General features: G+C 65.6%; 13 protein-coding genes. 9 read left to right on the top strand and 4 right to left on the bottom strand.

What is annotated here, in order from left to right:
• Nucleotides 1–10: 10 nt before the first annotated feature.
• Entirely contained in the window at nt 11–622 is a 612-nt protein-coding gene (locus A7V84_RS04260; protein WP_025515297.1) for a KdsC family phosphatase, read from the bottom strand.
• A complete protein-coding gene (locus tag A7V84_RS04255) occupies nt 619–1,605 on the bottom strand; it encodes a KpsF/GutQ family sugar-phosphate isomerase (protein ID WP_025515299.1) in 987 nt (328 codons plus the stop codon). The genes A7V84_RS04260 and A7V84_RS04255 overlap by 4 nt, the downstream gene beginning before the upstream one ends.
• A 126-nt stretch (nt 1,606–1,731) precedes the next feature.
• On the opposite strand from A7V84_RS04255, the gene purT reads away from it, so the two are divergent.
• The 8 genes from purT to A7V84_RS04215 all read left to right on the top strand — a co-directional run bounded on the left by purT (nt 1,732) and on the right by A7V84_RS04215 (nt 10,734).
• Nucleotides 1,732–2,949: a formate-dependent phosphoribosylglycinamide formyltransferase gene (gene purT / locus A7V84_RS04250; RefSeq protein WP_025515301.1), complete on the top strand. Its 1,218-nt coding sequence runs from the start codon at nt 1,732–1,734 to the stop codon at nt 2,947–2,949.
• A 236-nt stretch (nt 2,950–3,185) separates the two neighbouring features.
• Nucleotides 3,186–3,758 (top strand): GbsR/MarR family transcriptional regulator, encoded by a 573-nt coding sequence (locus A7V84_RS04245; RefSeq protein ID WP_025515303.1) that lies wholly within the window; start codon nt 3,186–3,188, stop codon nt 3,756–3,758.
• A 98-nt stretch (nt 3,759–3,856) separates the two neighbouring features.
• Nucleotides 3,857–5,434, top strand: coding sequence for a cytochrome ubiquinol oxidase subunit I (locus tag A7V84_RS04240; RefSeq protein WP_025515304.1), 1,578 nt, complete (start codon nt 3,857–3,859; stop codon nt 5,432–5,434).
• Between the two features lie 14 nt (nt 5,435–5,448).
• Nucleotides 5,449–6,600, top strand: a complete 1,152-nt coding sequence (gene cydB, locus A7V84_RS04235) for a cytochrome d ubiquinol oxidase subunit II (protein WP_025515305.1) — start codon at nt 5,449–5,451, stop codon at nt 6,598–6,600.
• Between the two features lie 15 nt (nt 6,601–6,615).
• On the top strand, nt 6,616–6,741 hold the full coding sequence (cydX, locus tag A7V84_RS04230) for a cytochrome bd-I oxidase subunit CydX (protein ID WP_025515307.1): 126 nt from the start codon (nt 6,616–6,618) through the stop codon (nt 6,739–6,741).
• Nucleotides 6,738–8,483: a thiol reductant ABC exporter subunit CydD gene (gene cydD, locus A7V84_RS04225; RefSeq protein ID WP_025515309.1), complete on the top strand. Its 1,746-nt coding sequence runs from the start codon at nt 6,738–6,740 to the stop codon at nt 8,481–8,483. Before cydX ends, cydD begins: the two co-directional genes overlap by 4 nt.
• Nucleotide 8,484: 1 nt before the next feature.
• On the top strand, nt 8,485–10,134 hold the full coding sequence (gene cydC, locus A7V84_RS04220) for a thiol reductant ABC exporter subunit CydC (protein ID WP_025515311.1): 1,650 nt from the start codon (nt 8,485–8,487) through the stop codon (nt 10,132–10,134).
• Nucleotides 10,135–10,185: 51 nt separating this feature from the next.
• Nucleotides 10,186–10,734, top strand: coding sequence for an adenine phosphoribosyltransferase (locus A7V84_RS04215; RefSeq protein ID WP_025515312.1), 549 nt, complete (start codon nt 10,186–10,188; stop codon nt 10,732–10,734).
• Nucleotides 10,735–10,740: 6 nt separating this feature from the next.
• Here A7V84_RS04215 and A7V84_RS04210 read toward each other — a convergent pair whose 3' ends face one another.
• Entirely contained in the window at nt 10,741–11,637 is an 897-nt protein-coding gene (locus A7V84_RS04210) for a LysR family transcriptional regulator (protein WP_025515314.1), read from the bottom strand.
• A gap of 556 nt (nt 11,638–12,193) precedes the next feature.
• Between A7V84_RS04210 and A7V84_RS04205 the strand changes: the two genes are divergently transcribed.
• Entirely contained in the window at nt 12,194–13,306 is a 1,113-nt protein-coding gene (locus A7V84_RS04205; protein WP_033534953.1) for a porin, read from the top strand.
• Nucleotides 13,307–13,483: 177 nt separating this feature from the next.
• Here the strand turns inward: A7V84_RS04205 and ilvA are convergent, their stop codons facing one another.
• The gene (ilvA, locus tag A7V84_RS04200; protein WP_025515317.1) at nt 13,484–14,992 is read right to left on the bottom strand and encodes a threonine ammonia-lyase, biosynthetic; all 1,509 of its coding nucleotides are present in this window, start codon (nt 14,990–14,992) and stop codon (nt 13,484–13,486) included.
• Nucleotides 14,993–15,095: the final 103 nt, after the last annotated feature.

Raw genomic sequence — 15,095 nt, 5'->3', positions numbered from 1 at the left:
AACCTATGGGTTACTGGATGGCGCCGGGGCCGGTCAGGACGGCGGGCGTGTTCAGGAAGGCACCCAGCCGGCCCTGGGCTGCCAGCAGCAGGTCGCAGCACTCGCGTGCCGCACCGCTGCCGCCCGGCTGGGTCGATACCCAGTGCGCAGCCTGCGCCACATAGGCCGGCGCGTTGCTTACGCTGGCGGCAAAGCCGGCGCGCTGCATGGCGGGCAGGTCGATGATGTCATCGCCCATGAACCCGGTCTGATTGAGTTGGATGCCCAGGCGTTGCGCAAGTTCAGTCAGGGCTGCGCCCTTGTCGCGCACGCCCTGCATCAGTTCGGCAATGCCCAGTTCGGCGGCCCGGCGCGCCGTGATCGGGCCGGCGCGCCCGGTGATCAACGCCACTTTGATGCCGCTTTCCATCAGCAGACGCAGGCCATGGCCGTCCAGCGCATTGAAACGCTTGAGCATCTCGCCCTGTTCGCCGAAGTATAGGCTGCCGTCGGTCAGCACGCCGTCGACATCGAACACCATGAGGCGTACGGCGGCTGCGCGTTCGCGTACCGGCTGGGCGACACGGGCCAGCAGCAGGGCTTCGGCCGGATGGGCAAGGCGGGGGGGCGTCGTCATCGTCATACTACTTTGGCTGCCATCAAGTCATGCATGTGGAGGGCGCCGATCAGCACGCCGTCGTCGTCGACGACCAGCATCTGGTTCAGGCGGTGTGTGTCCATGATGCCGGCTGCCTCGGCGGCCAGCGCATTGGGATCGATGTTGCGTGGATTGCGCGTCATGCCTTCGGCCACCATCAGGCCGCGTACGTCGCCCTGGCGCTCGATCAGGCGACGCAGGTCGCCGTCGGTGAAGATGCCCACCGGGCGGAAGTGATCATCGACCACGACCGTCATGCCCATGCCCTTGGCCGACATTTCCTCCAGGGCGCGGAACAGCGGATCGGTGCTGGCCACCGTGGGCAGCGCCGATCCGTGGCGCATGACGTCGCGCACATGGGTCAGCAGGCGGCGGCCCAGGGCGCCGCCCGGATGCGAGCGGGCGAAGTCGGCCGGGCCGAAACCGCGCGCCTCCAGACAGGCGACCGCCAGGGCATCGCCCAGCGCCAGTGCCGTGGTGGTGCTGGCGGTCGGGGCCAGGTTGAGGGGGCAGGCCTCGTGTTCGACGCTGGCGTCCAGGTGGATGTCGGCCTGTTGCGCCAGCTCGGAGTCGGGGTTGCCCGTAATCGCGATCACGCCCGCGCCCAGGCGGCGGGCCAGCGGCAGAATGGTCAGCAACTCGCTGCTGCTGCCGGAGTGCGACAGCGCCACCAGCACATCGTCGGCGGTCAGCATGCCAAGATCGCCATGGGCGGCTTCGGCCGCATGCATGAAGAAAGCGGGCGTGCCGGTCGAGGCCAGGGTGGCGGCGATCTTGCGTGCGATGTGTCCCGTCTTGCCCAGCCCGCTGACCACGACCCGCCCCTTGCAGGCCAGCAGCATGGCCACGGCGTGGAAGAAACTGGTGTCCAGGCGCTCGCGCAGGTCCAGGATGGCCTGCGCCTCGGTCTGAAGGGTGTTGCGCGCGGATGTCAGCGCATCGGCGGAAGAAGGGACATGTTCGCTCATGGACCGATTTTAAACGCAGCCCGGCGCATTTGCCCGGCGCGGGCGGCTATGGCATTCTGGCGGCTCGATTTTGGGGCGGCGCCGGGCCGCCCGCCGTCATTGTCGCCTGTCTCTTCTGCTCATTCCATGACCACTTTCCCCGCTCCGGTGCTTGGCACCCCCTTGTCGGCTTCGGCTACCCGCGTCATGCTGCTTGGCAGCGGCGAACTGGGCAAGGAAGTCATCATTGCCCTGCAGCGCCTGGGCGTCGAAGTCATCGCGGTCGACCGCTATGCGGACGCGCCGGGCCACCAGGTGGCGCATCGCGCCCATGTCATCCCCATGACCGACCCCGTCGCCCTGCGCGCCGTGATCGAACAGGAACGGCCGCAGGTAGTGGTGCCCGAGATCGAGGCCATCGCCACCGACGTGCTGGTGGAGCTCGAGAACGCCGGCCAGGTGCGTGTCACGCCCACCGCGCGCGCGGCGCGCCTGACCATGGATCGCGAGGGCATCCGCCGGCTGGCCGCCGAGACGCTGGGCCTGGCCACCTCGCCCTATCGCTTCGTGGACACCGAGCAGGCGCTGCAGGCCGCCATCGACGAGGCCATCGGCTACCCCTGCGTGATCAAGCCCGTGATGTCCTCCTCCGGCAAGGGGCAGTCGGTCATCCGCCGGCCCGAGGACGTCGCCCCGGCCTGGCGCTACGCCCAGGAAGGCGGGCGCAATGGCGCGGGCCGGGTCATCGTCGAGGGTTTCATCGATTTCGATTATGAAATCACCCTGCTGACCGTGCGCGCACGTGGCGCCGACGGTCAGGTGCAGACCCGTTTCTGCGACCCTATCGGCCATCTGCAGGTCGATGGCGACTACGTCGAGAGCTGGCAGCCTCATCCGATGTCTGCCCTGGCGCTGTCGCGCGCCCAGGACATGGCGTTCAAGGTGACGCAGAATCTGGGCGGCCTGGGCATCTTTGGCGTCGAGCTGTTCGTGGCGGGCGACGAGGTGTGGTTCTCCGAGGTCAGCCCGCGTCCGCATGACACCGGCATGGTGACCATGATCACCCAGGTCCAGAACGAATTCGAACTGCATGCCCGCGCTCTGCTGGGGCTGCCGGTCGACACCAGCCTGCGGCAGCCGGGCGCCAGCAGTGTCATCTACGGCGGCCAGGACGGCCGTGGCGTGACCTACCATGGCGTGGCCCAGGCGCTGGCCGAGCCGGGCACCGATCTGCGCCTTTTCGGCAAGCCCGAAGCCTTTGCCAAACGCCGCATGGGCGTTGGCCTGGCGACGGCCGAGACGCCGGAGGCTGCGCGCGAGAAGGCCCGCCGGGTGTCCGCTGCCGTGAGCGTGCAGCCGGGCTGAGCCCGCTTCGCGCTGCTGTTTCCTGCCCTGGCGTCGGCCTTGCCCGATGGCCTCAAGCACGGCCGGTTTGCTCCAGATCAAAGGAGTGCGCCGGCCGTGTGAACTTTTTGCGCGCCGACGCACGACAATGCCTGCTGACGTAGAGTAAAGAGGGCGATGGCGCCTGCAACTTGCCTTTTTGTTCACGAAATTCGATAATTTCAGGAATTTCTGAAATCAAAGTAACAGGATTTTTCGTGGCGCTATCTCCCCAGATTGAACGTTTTGTGCTGCATTTCGGTGAAATGGGCAGCCGTTGGGGGGTCAACCGCACGGTCGGTCAGATCTATGCGCTGCTGTTCCTGTCGCCCCGCCCGCTGCATGCCGATGACATCGCCGAGGCGCTGGGGTTCTCGCGCTCCAACGTGAGCATGGGCCTCAAAGAGCTGCAGTCGTGGCGCCTGGTCAAGCTGATGCACCAGGTGGGGGATCGCCGGGAGTACTTCGAGACGCCCAAGGATGTCTGGGAGATCTTCCGCATCCTCATGGAAGAAAAGCGCAAACGCGAAATCGATCCCACGCTCACGTTGTTGCGCGACACCTTGCTGGCGCCCGCCTCGGGCGAAGACGAGGCTTATGCGCAACAACGAATGTACGAAATGTTGGAACTCATCGAGCTGTCTACCGGCTGGTTCGATGAGGTGCAGCGCCTGCCGCCCGAGACCCTCCAGAACCTGATGCGCCTGGGGTCCAAGGTCCAGAAGGTGCTGGATTTTGCCGGGAAGTTGCGGGGCAGGAATTCGGGCCGGCCCGCGAGCAATCGGGAATAAGTCTATGAAGCTGTATACACGGGCCGTATCATGGCCGACAAGGATGCCGGACGGCCATGTCGGCGGCGCCGGCCTCTCGCCTATTGAGGAGCGTACTCATGATTGACCTCGATGTCGTCAACCTGTCGCGTTTTCAATTTGCGGCGACGGCCCTCTATCACTTCATCTTCGTGCCGCTCACGCTGGGCCTGTCCTTCCTGGTGGCCATCATGGAGAGCGTCTATGTGATGACCGGGCGGGCCATCTGGAAAAAGATGACCCTCTTCTGGGGCACGCTCTTCGGCATCAACTTTGCCCTTGGCGTGGCCACCGGCGTGGTGATGGAGTTCCAGTTCGGCATGAACTGGTCGTACTACAGCCACTACGTGGGTGACATCTTCGGCGCCCCGCTCGCGCTCGAGGGCCTGATGGCTTTCTTCCTGGAAGCCACCTTCGTCGGCCTGTTCTTCTTCGGCTGGAACCGCATGTCCAAGGTGTCCCACCTGGTGGTCACCTGGCTGGTCGCGCTGGGCACCAACCTGTCGGCGCTGTGGATCCTGATTGCCAACGGCTGGATGCAGAACCCGGTGGGCGCGGTTTTCAACCCCGACACCATGCGCATGGAAATGACCGACTTCGCGGCGGTGCTGTTCAACCCCGTGGCGCAGGCCAAGTTCGTGCACACCGTCAGCGCCGGTTATGTCTGTGCGGCCATGTTCGTCATGGCGATCAGCGCCTGGTATCTGCTGCGCGGCCGTCACATCGATCTGGCCAAGCGCTCGATGGCGGTGGCGGCCAGCTTCGGCCTGGCCTCGGCGCTGTCGGTCGTGGTGCTGGGTGACGAAAGCGGCTACCTCACCACCGAACACCAGAAAATGAAGGTTGCAGCCATTGAAGCGATGTGGGAGACCGAACCTGCTCCGGCCGGCTTTCACCTGATCGCCTGGCCCAACCAGGAAGATCGCAAGAACGACTTCTCGATCTCCATCCCCTATGTGATGGGCCTGATCGGCACGCGTTCGCTCACCACGCCGCTGCTGGGCATCGATGACCTCATCGCCCGCGCCGAAACGCGCATCCGCGACGGCATGGTGGCGGCCGAGGCGCTCGAACGCATCCGCGCCAATCCCAAGGATGCCGAGGCGCGCGCCATCTTCGACCGCACCTGGGAAGACCTCGGGTACGCCCTGCTGCTCAAACGCTACCAGTCCGACATGAGCAAGGTGACGGACGCCGATATCCGGCAGGCTGCCGTGGACACGGTGCCCACCGTGGCGCCGCTGTTCTGGACCTTCCGCATCATGGTGGCGCTGGGCTTTTATTTCATCGTGTTCTTCGCAGTCGCCTTCTGGCTGTCGACCCGGGGCAAGCTGGCTGCGCATCCGCGCCTGCTGAAGATTGCCTTCTGGAGCATGCCGCTGCCGTGGGTGGCGATCGAGTGCGGCTGGTTCGTGGCCGAGTACGGCCGCCAGCCCTGGGTGATCGAGGGCGTGCTGCCGACGTATTACGCCGCCTCTGGCCTGTCGGTGCTGGACCTGGCCATCAGCCTGACGGTGTTCATCGTGCTCTACACCGTGCTGCTGATCATCGGCATCAAGGTCATGACGCATGCCATCAAGGCCGGTCCCAAGCCCGAGAAGGGCGAGGGTCCGCAGGGACGCGACGCCAACCCTGTCATCGCCGCTGTTGACGCCTGATCCGGAGAACGCATATGGATACCTTGATTCCCCTGGAGCTGGACACGCTGCGCGTGATCTGGTGGGTGCTGCTCGGCGCCCTGTTGATCGGCTTCGCCATCATGGACGGCTTTGACCTCGGCGTGGCCGCGCTGCTGCCGGTCGTCGCCAAGAACGACACCGAGCGCCGTGTCGTCATCAACGTGGTCGGCCCGGTCTGGGAAGGCAACCAGGTCTGGCTGGTGACCGCCGGCGGCGCGATCTTCGCGGCCTGGCCCTTGCTTTACGCCGCCTCGTTCTCGGGCTTCTACCTGGCCATGCTGCTGCTGCTGCTGGCGCTCATCCTGCGTCCGGTGGCTTTCAAGTACCGCAGCAAGATGGAGAACCCGCGCTGGCGCAACAACTGGGACTACGTGCTGTGCTTCTCCGGCGTGGTCGCCTCGCTGGTGTTCGGCGTGGCCATGGGCAACGTCATCCTGGGCGTGCCCCAGAACTTTGACGCCATCACCCTGCGCCCCTTCTGGGAAGGCCATTTCTTCCAGCTCTTCACGCCTTTTGCGCTGCTCGCCGGTGTGATCAGTGTGCTGATGCTGGTGATGCACGGCGCCGTGCTGCTGGCCTGGCGTACCACCGACCCGATCTCGGGGCGTGCGCGCAGCATCGGTCAGCTGGCCGCATTGCTGACGGCGGTGCTGTTCGTGGCGGCCGGCTTCTGGGTGGCCAAGCTGGATGGCTATGTCATCACCAGCGCCATCGATCCCAACGGCCCGGCCAATCCCATGATCAAGACGGTCGTCGCCGAGCAGGGAGCCTGGTTGCACAATTTCGACAAATGGCCGCTGTTCTGGATCGCCCCGGCGCTGGGCGTGGGCGGCGCGCTGCTGACCATCGCCTTGCTGGCCATGCGCGCCAACGTGCTGTCCTTCCTGGCGTCGTCGCTGACGCTGGCAGGCATCATCCTGACGGTCGGTTTTGCGCTGTTTCCGTTTATCATGCCTTCCTCGGTCAACCCGGTCGCCGGTCTGACGGTCTGGGATGCGTCGTCCAGCCATCTCACCCTGTGGATCATGGTCATTGCCGTGGTGGTGTTCCTGCCCATCGTGACGGCCTACACCGCCTGGGTGTACCGCGTCATGCGTGGCAAGGTGACCCCGGAAACCGTCGGCGACACGCCCAACTCATACTGAAGAAGGAGCCCGGTCATGTGGTATTTCTCATGGATTCTCGGCCTGGGTCTGGCATGCGCCTTTGCCATCCTCAATGCAATGTGGTTTGAGCTGCGCGAGGGCCATGCCCACGATCCGCGTCATACGCCGGCCGGCGAGTGAGCGGCCGTTCGGCAATGGAGCACGACCCCTCGGCCGTGCTCCTGCAGCTTCCCAAGGAGCAGTCGCGCTGGCTGATGTCGCGTCGACGGCTGGCCAGCCGGGCCATCGGCCTGGCTGCGCTGGCGCCCTTGTTGTCCGGGGTGTTGCTGGTGGTGCAGGCCTGGCTGCTGGCCCAGGTGCTGCACAGGGCCATCATGGAGGGTGTCACGCGGGAAGTCCTGCTGACGCCCATTCTTGCCATCGCGGGCCTGATCGTGCTGCGCGCCTGCCTGGGCTGGGTGGGCGAGCGGGCGGGCGCCAGCGCTGCCGAAACCATCAAGCGCCAGGTGCGTGAGGCATTGTTCGCCAACCTGCTGGCACGTGGCCCGCAATGGTCGCGCGAGCGCGCCTCCGGTGAACTGGCCAGCGGCATGATCGAGCAGGTCGATGCGCTGGATGGCTTTTTCTCCAAATACATTCCCGCCATGGGGGCGGCCGCGGTGTTGCCGGTCGCCTTTGCCGTGGTGGTGCTGCCTTTCGATGTGGTCTCCGGCCTGCTGCTGCTGGTGACCGCGCCGCTGATTCCCTTGTTCATGGCGCTGGTCGGCTGGGGCGCAGAGGCCGCCAGCCGTCGCCATCTGCAGGCCTTCGCACGCCTGTCGGGCTTTTTCGCCGACCGCTTGCGCGGCATGGCCACCCTGAAGCTGTTCGGCCGCGCCGAGGCCGAGGCCGAAACCGTAGTGCAGGCCAGCGAATCGCTGCGCCGGCGCACGCTCTCGGTGCTGCGCATTGCCTTTCTGTCTTCGGCCGTGCTCGAATTCTTCGCGGCCCTGGGTGTGGCAGGCGTGGCGGTCTATATCGGCCTGACCTTTCTGGGCTATATCGATATCCGCAGTACGCCCCTGACCCTGCAGGCGGCGTTCTTCTGTCTGCTGATGGCGCCCGAGGTCTATGCGCCGCTGCGCCAGTTTGCTGCGCACTACCATGATCGCGGTACGGCGCGAGCGGCCGTTCATCAATTGGCCGCCTTGTTCGACGAGCTGCCCGACACGACGCCGGCCATGCCGCAGGCGCCGTCCTCGCACGAGGGCGCCAGCCAGGCAGCCGGCCTGCGGGCGCAGGACCTGTCGCTACGCATGCCGGGGCGTCCGCAACCGGTATTTGAGGGCGCCGCATTCGAACTGCTGCCTGGCGATCACGTGGCCCTCATGGGCGCCAGCGGCGCGGGCAAATCCTCTCTGTTGCAGGTGCTCGGACGCCTGGGCGTACAGGCCGAGGGCGGCCTCTGGCTGGATGGCAGGCCATTGGCCGACTGGGATGAGGCGGCCTTGCGCGAGCGCGTGGCCTTCATCGGGCAGCGGCCCTATCTCCTGGCCGGCACCCTGGCCGACAACATCCGCCTGGCGCGTCCGCTGGCCGACGATGCCGCAGTGGCCGAGGCTGCCCGGCGCGCCCGGGTGCTGGAATTCATCCAGGATTGGCCCGAGGGGCTGCAAACGCCGCTGGACGACCGCGGACGCGGCTTGTCGGGCGGGCAGGCCCAGCGTCTGGCGCTGGCGCGTCTCTTTCTGCGCGATCCGGCGCTTATCCTGCTGGATGAGCCCACGGCCCATCTCGATGAAGACACCCAGGCGCGCGTCATCGATGAGATCCTGGCCTTTGCCCAGGGCCGCACCCTGGTGCTGGCCACCCATTCGGCCGCCGTGGCCGAACGCCTGCCGCGTCGCTGGCAGTTGACCGACGGTCGCCTGGAGACGCACTGAGATGTGGGCGTTGCTGAAAAACCTGTATGGCAAACGCCGCGGCGCGCTTCTGGGCGCATTGCTGCTGGCAGTGCTGACGCTGGCTGCCGGGGTGGGGCTGCTGGGCGTTGCGGGCTGGTTCCTCACGGCGACCGCCCTGGCCGGCGTGGGCGTGGCCTTCAATCTGTTCGTGCCCTCGGCGCTGGTGCGCGGGCTGTCCTTTCTGCGCATCATCTCGCGCTATGCGGAACGCCTGGCCGGCCACTCGGCCACCCTGCGCCTTCTGGCCGACCTGCGCGCTACCGTCTTCCGCTCCCTGCTGCGTCTGACGCCGCGCCAGCTGGCACGCTACCGGGCCGGCGATCTGGTGGCGCGGCTTACCGGCGACGTCGATGCGCTGGATACGATCTTCCTGTTTGTGATCATTCCGGTCGGCACGGCCGTGCTGGGCGGCGCCATCTTCTGTCTGGTGATGGGCTATCACGTGCCGGCCGCCGGCCTGGCGCTGGCGTTGGCGTTGCTGCTGGCTTGCGTGCTCGTGCCCGGGTGGCTGTCGCGCGCCGCGCGCCGTCCCGGCGAGCGCATCCAGGCCAGTTCGGGGGCAATGCGCCATGCGGTGCTTGAAGCCGTCGAGGGGCATGTGGACATCGCCGCCCTGCATGCGCAGGGGCCGGTGCGTGCCCGGTTCGCAGAACATTGCGCCCAGGTGCAGTCTGCCCGCAAGGCGCAGGCCAACGTGGCGGCGCTGGGCTTGTGGCTGGTGCAGCTGGCGGCCGGGGCCGCCGTGGTGGCCGTGCTCTGGTATGGCCTGCCGGCGCTGGCGGCGGGGGAGATTTCCGGGCCGCTGATGGCAGGTCTGGTGTTGGCCACGCTGGCCGTGTTCGAGGTGGCCGGTCCCATCATGCGCGGCGTCTCGCGCCTGGGAGCCGCGCGCGCCGCGGCGCGCCGCATCGGCGACCTTACCCGCGCCGAGCCCGATCTGCAGGACCCGCCGCTGGCCCGGCCTCTGCCGCAAGCCGGCGACCTGGCGGCAGCGGACCTGCGCTTTGCTTATCCGGGGCGTGCGGCCGCCGTTCTCGATGGGGTGTCGTTGTGCGTGGCGCCCGGCGAGCGGGTCGCCATCGTGGGCCCCAGCGGATCCGGAAAATCGACCCTGCTGCACCTGTTGCTGCGTCTGGAAGACCCCCTTGAAGGCGTGGTCAGCTATGGCGGGCAGGATCTGCGCCAGGCGGCCCAGGCCGAGGTGCACGCCCGTATCGGCCTGCTTTCTCAGGACTCTCCGGTGTTTCTGGGCACCTTGCGCAGCAATTTGCTGATCGGCGCGCCCGAAGCAGACGAGCCGGCGCTGTGGCGCGCATTGCAGGCTGCGCGTCTGGCCGACTTCGTGCGCTCCTTGCCTCAGGGGCTGGATACCTGGGTCGGTGAGACCGGTGCGGGTCTGTCGGCGGGCCAGGCGCGTCGCCTGTGTCTGGCGCGGGTCCTGCTGTCGCCGGCTACGGTCATCCTCCTGGACGAACCGACGGCGGGCCTGGACCGCGACAACGAGGAGGCCTTTCTGGCTGATCTTGCCCACGCCTGCGGCGGCCGCAGCGTGGTGCTGGCGACGCATGCGCGCCTGCCCGAGGGGGCTGTCCACAGGGTGTTGCGCCTGCATGACGGGCGGCTGGCCTAGGCGCGCCGGCGCGGGTATAGTTCGCCTTGCTTCAAAACCGGGGGTATCTCCATGCAGACCGACTACGCCGAGCTGATCCGGCGCACAATCCGCAGCGTCCCCGACTGGCCGCAGCCTGGGGTGACCTTTCGTGACATTACCCCCGTGCTGCAGGATCCGCGCACCTTCCGCGTTCTGATCGATCTCTTCGTCTACCGTTATATGCGCCAGCGCCTGGATCTGGTGGCCGGCGTCGATGCGCGCGGCTTCATCCTGGGCAGCGTGCTGGCCTACGAGCTCAACCTGGGTTTTGTGCCGGTGCGCAAAAAGGGCAAGCTGCCCTACCGTACGGTGGCAGAGGAATACTCGCTCGAATACGGCAACGCCACGGTCGAGATGCATACCGATGCCGTGCGCACCGGTCAACGCGTGCTGCTGGTCGATGATCTGATCGCCACCGGCGGGACCATGGTGGCAGCCATCAAATTGTTGCAGCGCCTGGGCGCTAACGTGGTCGAGGCTGCAGCCATCATCGACCTGCCCTATCTGGGCGGTTCGCAACATATCGCCGATACCGGCACGCCGCTCTACACCGTCTGTCAGTTCGACGCCGGCGAATAGCCGGCATCAAGCGTCGGCTTCTGCCAGGCGCGGCTGGATGAAATCCAGGAATGCCCTCGTCTTGGCCGGAATGCGGCGCGAGGGCAGCAGCGCAAACAGCGGGATCGGGGTCAGGCTCCACTGTGGCAACACCCGCAGCAGCCCCCCTTGCGAAATGGCCCGTTCCATCGCATCGAAGACCAGCAAGGGCGTGATGCCCAAGCCGTTGCTGGCCAATCTGCCCAGCATGCCGACGTTGTTGGCCGCCAAGCGGCCGGTGACTTGAACGCGTTCGACCTTCTCCCCTGAGTGCAGCACCCAGTACGAATAGGCTTCGTTCATGGCCGGGCGCAGGCATTCGTGGTGCCCCAGGTCGGCTGGCACGCGGGGCTCGCCGTGGCGCTCCAGATATTCCGGCGAGGCGTAGAGCTGCTGCGTCATCAGCACGATCTGCCTGGCCACCAGGCTGGAGTCCGGTTGGGGGCCGAAGCGCAGCACCAGATCGAAGGGGTTGCTGATCGGATCGATCGGCCGCATGCTCAGATCGAAGTCGCACTCGATGTCGGGGTACTGCTCGCGGAAGTCGCGGATGACGATCGGCAGGAACAACTGTGCCAGGCTGGTCGGCATGGAAATGCGCAGCCTGCCCTTGGGCTGTGCCGCCATGTCCTGCAGCTGTTCGTGGGCTACGCGGGCTTCTTCGACGATGTGGCGGCAACGCTCGAAATAGATCACCCCGGCTTCCGTCAGGTCGATGCGGCGCGTGCTGCGGTTCAGCAGCTTCATGCCGATGCTGCGTTCCAGTTCGCTGACGCGGCGCGACAGCGTGGAGGTGGGGATGCTCAGTGCCTCGGCTGCATGGCTGAAATTTTTGCGCTTGGCGACCTCGACGAATAGCGCGATGTCGTTGAGCTGTATGTCCATGGTGTTTCCCGAAACAAACTTGCTAGCTTTCTATCATACGTGCGCCATTTATTGCGTCAGTGGAAATCTCAATTTCATCGCAGCGGCAGCATGCTCGGAGAGGGCGCTGATTGCTATGTGAATTGGACATTTATCTCCAATATGGCGGTCTTTTTTCCATTTATGGAAATATTGAGATCGGGATGGCTGGCACGGCGATGAGCTGCCCAGGCAGGTTGTTCGCTTCCGTTTGATGCCTGGTTACAACAGGAGCACGGATTCTTTCCAGCCCAACGGATAAGACGAAGCAGGGTCGAGAAGCTTCGTGACGAGGTATGCAAACCCCGGATTTTTCTGGGGAAAGCGTCTTCCCACGAATGCCCTTTATCTACAAATATCGTCCAAATAATCCCATTGATGAAAAAGTGTTCCCAAGATACGGGCTTATTCGCGTCCCGTGCGCTGCCTGACACTGCATAGGTGCGCGCCGGGCCGACGCAAGCTGCGACGGCGTAGGCACTCTTCAGGGTGTTGCGCGCGCAAGCCTGTTCAATCCCTTTCACCATGGGAATTCACGATGAAAAAGACATTTTTGGCCATGGCGCTGCTGGCTGGCTTTGGCGGCGCGGCACAGGCGGCTGACTCGGTCACGCTGTATGGCCTGATCGACGCCGGTATGGGTTACGAGCAAGTCAAGTTCAAGGGCCACAAGCAAAGCCGCGTCGGCACGGTGCAGGGCGTGAGCAGCGGCTCGCGTTTCGGCATGCGTGGCGTCGAGGATCTGGGCGATGGCGTGCGCGCCATCTTCACCCTGGAAGCCGGTTTTGGCCCGATGAACGGCAAGTCGGCCCAGAACGGTCGTCTGTTCGGCCGTCAGGCCACGGTGGGCCTGGACAGCGACGACTGGGGGCGCCTGGAGTTCGGCCGCCAGACCAATATGGCGTCCAAGTTCCTCGGCTCCATCGATCCGTTCTCGATCAGCTACAACACCGCCAACCTGGGTACCACGTTCAGCTCGGCCAACACCATGCGCCTGGACAACATGGTGCTGTACCAGACCCCGAGCTTTGATGGCCTGAAGTTCGGCATCGGTTATGCCTTCAATGCCGATGACACGCTGGACGAAGACGGCAGCAAGGGCTTCCAGACCAACGACAACAACCGCGTCATCACGACCGGCCTGCAGTACCTCAATGGCCCGGTCAACGTTGCGGTGGTCTATGACCGCATGAACGTCAGCAACAACCTGAAGGGCGGCAAGACGACCGACTCCGTTCAGGCTTATGCCATCGCCGGTTCGTACGATTTCGAAGTGGTCAAGGTGGCTGCTGCCTTCGGCCAGACCCGCAACGGCTGGTTCGTCGGCCAGGACATGGGCACGACCCCCAACGGCATGCAGGACCTGGGTTCTTTCCGGGGCGCCGACGGATTCCGCGCCAACTCCTACATGCTGGGCGCCACGGTGCCGATGGGCCGCCACGCGGTGTTCGGCTCCTGGCAACGTGCCGAGCCCAAGAACAGCAAGCTCACGGGTGACGACGCCACTTTCAACGTCTACAGCCTGGGCTACACCTACGACCTGAGCAAGCGTACCAACCTCTACGCCTACGCTGCCTACGCCGACAACTACGCCTTCCAGCGCGATGCGCGCGACACGGCCGTGGCCGTCGGCCTGCGTCACAAGTTCTAAGCGACGACGGCTGGCCGCCTCTGCTTGCAGGAATTCGCGGCGCCTATCTCCGTAGACCGTGAGTGACACGACCCCCGCCGGTTTGTGGCGGCAAGCCGCCGTCGTCTGGAAAACAGGGCCTCCCGCAAGGGAGGCCCTGTTCTTTTCCGGGGCGCCTTGCTGGCGCCGTGGAGTGGCTTAGAGGAACAGCTTGTACGCCGGGTTCTCCGATTCGTTCCAGTGGGGGTAGCCCAGCTCGGCCACGAAGGCGCGGAACAGTTTTTTGTCGGAGGGCGGCACCTGGATGCCGATCAGGATGCGGCCGTAGTCGGCGCCCTGGTTGCGGTAATGGAACAGGCTGATGTTCCAGTCGGCGTTCATGGCGTTCAGAAAGCGCATCAGGGCGCCCGGCCGTTCGGGAAACTCGAAGCGATAGAGCAGTTCGTTGCGCGCCAGTGGCGAGCGGCCGCCGACCATGTGGCGCAAGTGGGTCTTGGCCATTTCGTCGTGGGTCAGGTCGAGCGTCTCGAACCCGTGCTTGCGAAAGTGGGCCGCGATCTTGGCCGGCTCGGCGGGCGAGTCCACCTGCAGCCCGACGAAGACATGCGCCTGCTCGGCGTCGGAGATGCGGTAGTTGAACTCGGTCACGTTGCGAGCCCCGACCAGTTCGCAGAAGCGGCGGAAGCTGCCGCGCTGCTCCGGCATGCTGACGGCGAAGACGGCTTCGCGCATTTCGCCCACCTCGGCGCGCTCGGAGACGAAGCGCAGGCGGTCGAAGTTCATGTTGGCGCCGCTGGTGATGGCGATCAGGGTCTTGCCCTTGAGCTTGTGCTCGGCGGCGTACTGCTTGGCTCCGGCCAGAGCCAGCGCGCCGGCCGGCTCCAGGACGCTGCGGCGATCCTGGAAGACATCCTTGATGGCGGCGCTGATGGCGTCCGTGTTGACCACCACGAAGTCATCGACGTATTGCCGGGTCAGGCGGAAGGTTTCCGAGCCGACCAGCTTGACGGCCGTGCCGTCGGAGAACAGGCCCACGTCGTTGAGCGTTACCCTGCGCCCGGCGCGCACGCTGCGTACCATGGCGTCGGAGTCTTCGGTCTGCACGCCGATGATCTTGATCTCGGGGCGCAATTGCTTGATGTAGGCGGCCACGCCGGCGATCAGGCCGCCGCCGCCGATGGCCACGAAAACCGCTTCGATGGGACCGGGGTGCTGGCGCAGGATCTCCATGCCCACGGTGCCTTGCCCGGCGATCACGTCGGGGTCGTCAAAGGGGTGTACGAAGGTGAGCTTTTCTTCCTTTTCCAGCTTCTGCGAATGCTGGTAGGCATCGGTGAAACTTTCGCCGGCCAGCACGACCTCGCCGCCCAGGCGGCGCACGGCATCGACCTTGACCTGCGGGCTGGTCGTCGGCATGACGATCACGGCGCGGCAGCCCAGGCGCTTGGCGGCCAGGGCCACGCCTTGCGCATGGTTGCCCGCCGAGGCGGCGATCACGCCCCGCGCCAGCGCGGCAGCGGGCAGATTGGCCATCTTGTTGTAGGCGCCGCGCAACTTGAAGCTGAACACCGGCTGCGTATCTTCGCGCTTTAGCAACACCGTGTTCGAAATTCGCTGGGACACCAGGGGAGCGGGTTCAAGCGGGGATTCGACAGCGACGTCGTAGACCTTGGAGGTCAGAATGCGTTTCAGATAGTCGGTGGACATGGTACAGCCGTAGGTGCGTAGAAAATGAGCGTGGGGCAGATTACCACAGCGAAAAGCCCCGCCCGGCGCGTCCGCCGGCCGGGTCCCGGCAGGGAGGGGGGCA

Source organism: Bordetella trematum, assembly GCF_900078335.1.
GTDB classification, from domain to species: Bacteria; Pseudomonadota; Gammaproteobacteria; order Burkholderiales; family Burkholderiaceae_B; genus Bordetella; species Bordetella trematum.
The sequence above is the reverse complement of the archived record's forward strand: the minus strand, read 5'-3'. Positions and strand labels throughout refer to the sequence as shown.

Coding starts and splice junctions, on each gene's coding strand:
- A7V84_RS04260 (WP_025515297.1), bottom strand. CDS start 622: ATGACGATGACGACGCCCCCCCGCCTTGCCCATCCGGCCGAAGCCCTG.
- cydX (WP_025515307.1), top strand. CDS start 6,616: ATGTGGTATTTCTCATGGATTCTCGGCCTGGGTCTGGCATGCGCCTTT.
- A7V84_RS04255 (WP_025515299.1), bottom strand. CDS start 1,605: ATGAGCGAACATGTCCCTTCTTCCGCCGATGCGCTGACATCCGCGCGC.
- purT (WP_025515301.1), top strand. CDS start 1,732: ATGACCACTTTCCCCGCTCCGGTGCTTGGCACCCCCTTGTCGGCTTCG.
- A7V84_RS04210 (WP_025515314.1), bottom strand. CDS start 11,637: ATGGACATACAGCTCAACGACATCGCGCTATTCGTCGAGGTCGCCAAG.
- cydB (WP_025515305.1), top strand. CDS start 5,449: ATGGATACCTTGATTCCCCTGGAGCTGGACACGCTGCGCGTGATCTGG.
- A7V84_RS04240 (WP_025515304.1), top strand. CDS start 3,857: ATGATTGACCTCGATGTCGTCAACCTGTCGCGTTTTCAATTTGCGGCG.
- A7V84_RS04215 (WP_025515312.1), top strand. CDS start 10,186: ATGCAGACCGACTACGCCGAGCTGATCCGGCGCACAATCCGCAGCGTC.
- A7V84_RS04205 (WP_033534953.1), top strand. CDS start 12,194: ATGAAAAAGACATTTTTGGCCATGGCGCTGCTGGCTGGCTTTGGCGGC.
- ilvA (WP_025515317.1), bottom strand. CDS start 14,992: ATGTCCACCGACTATCTGAAACGCATTCTGACCTCCAAGGTCTACGAC.
- cydC (WP_025515311.1), top strand. CDS start 8,485: ATGTGGGCGTTGCTGAAAAACCTGTATGGCAAACGCCGCGGCGCGCTT.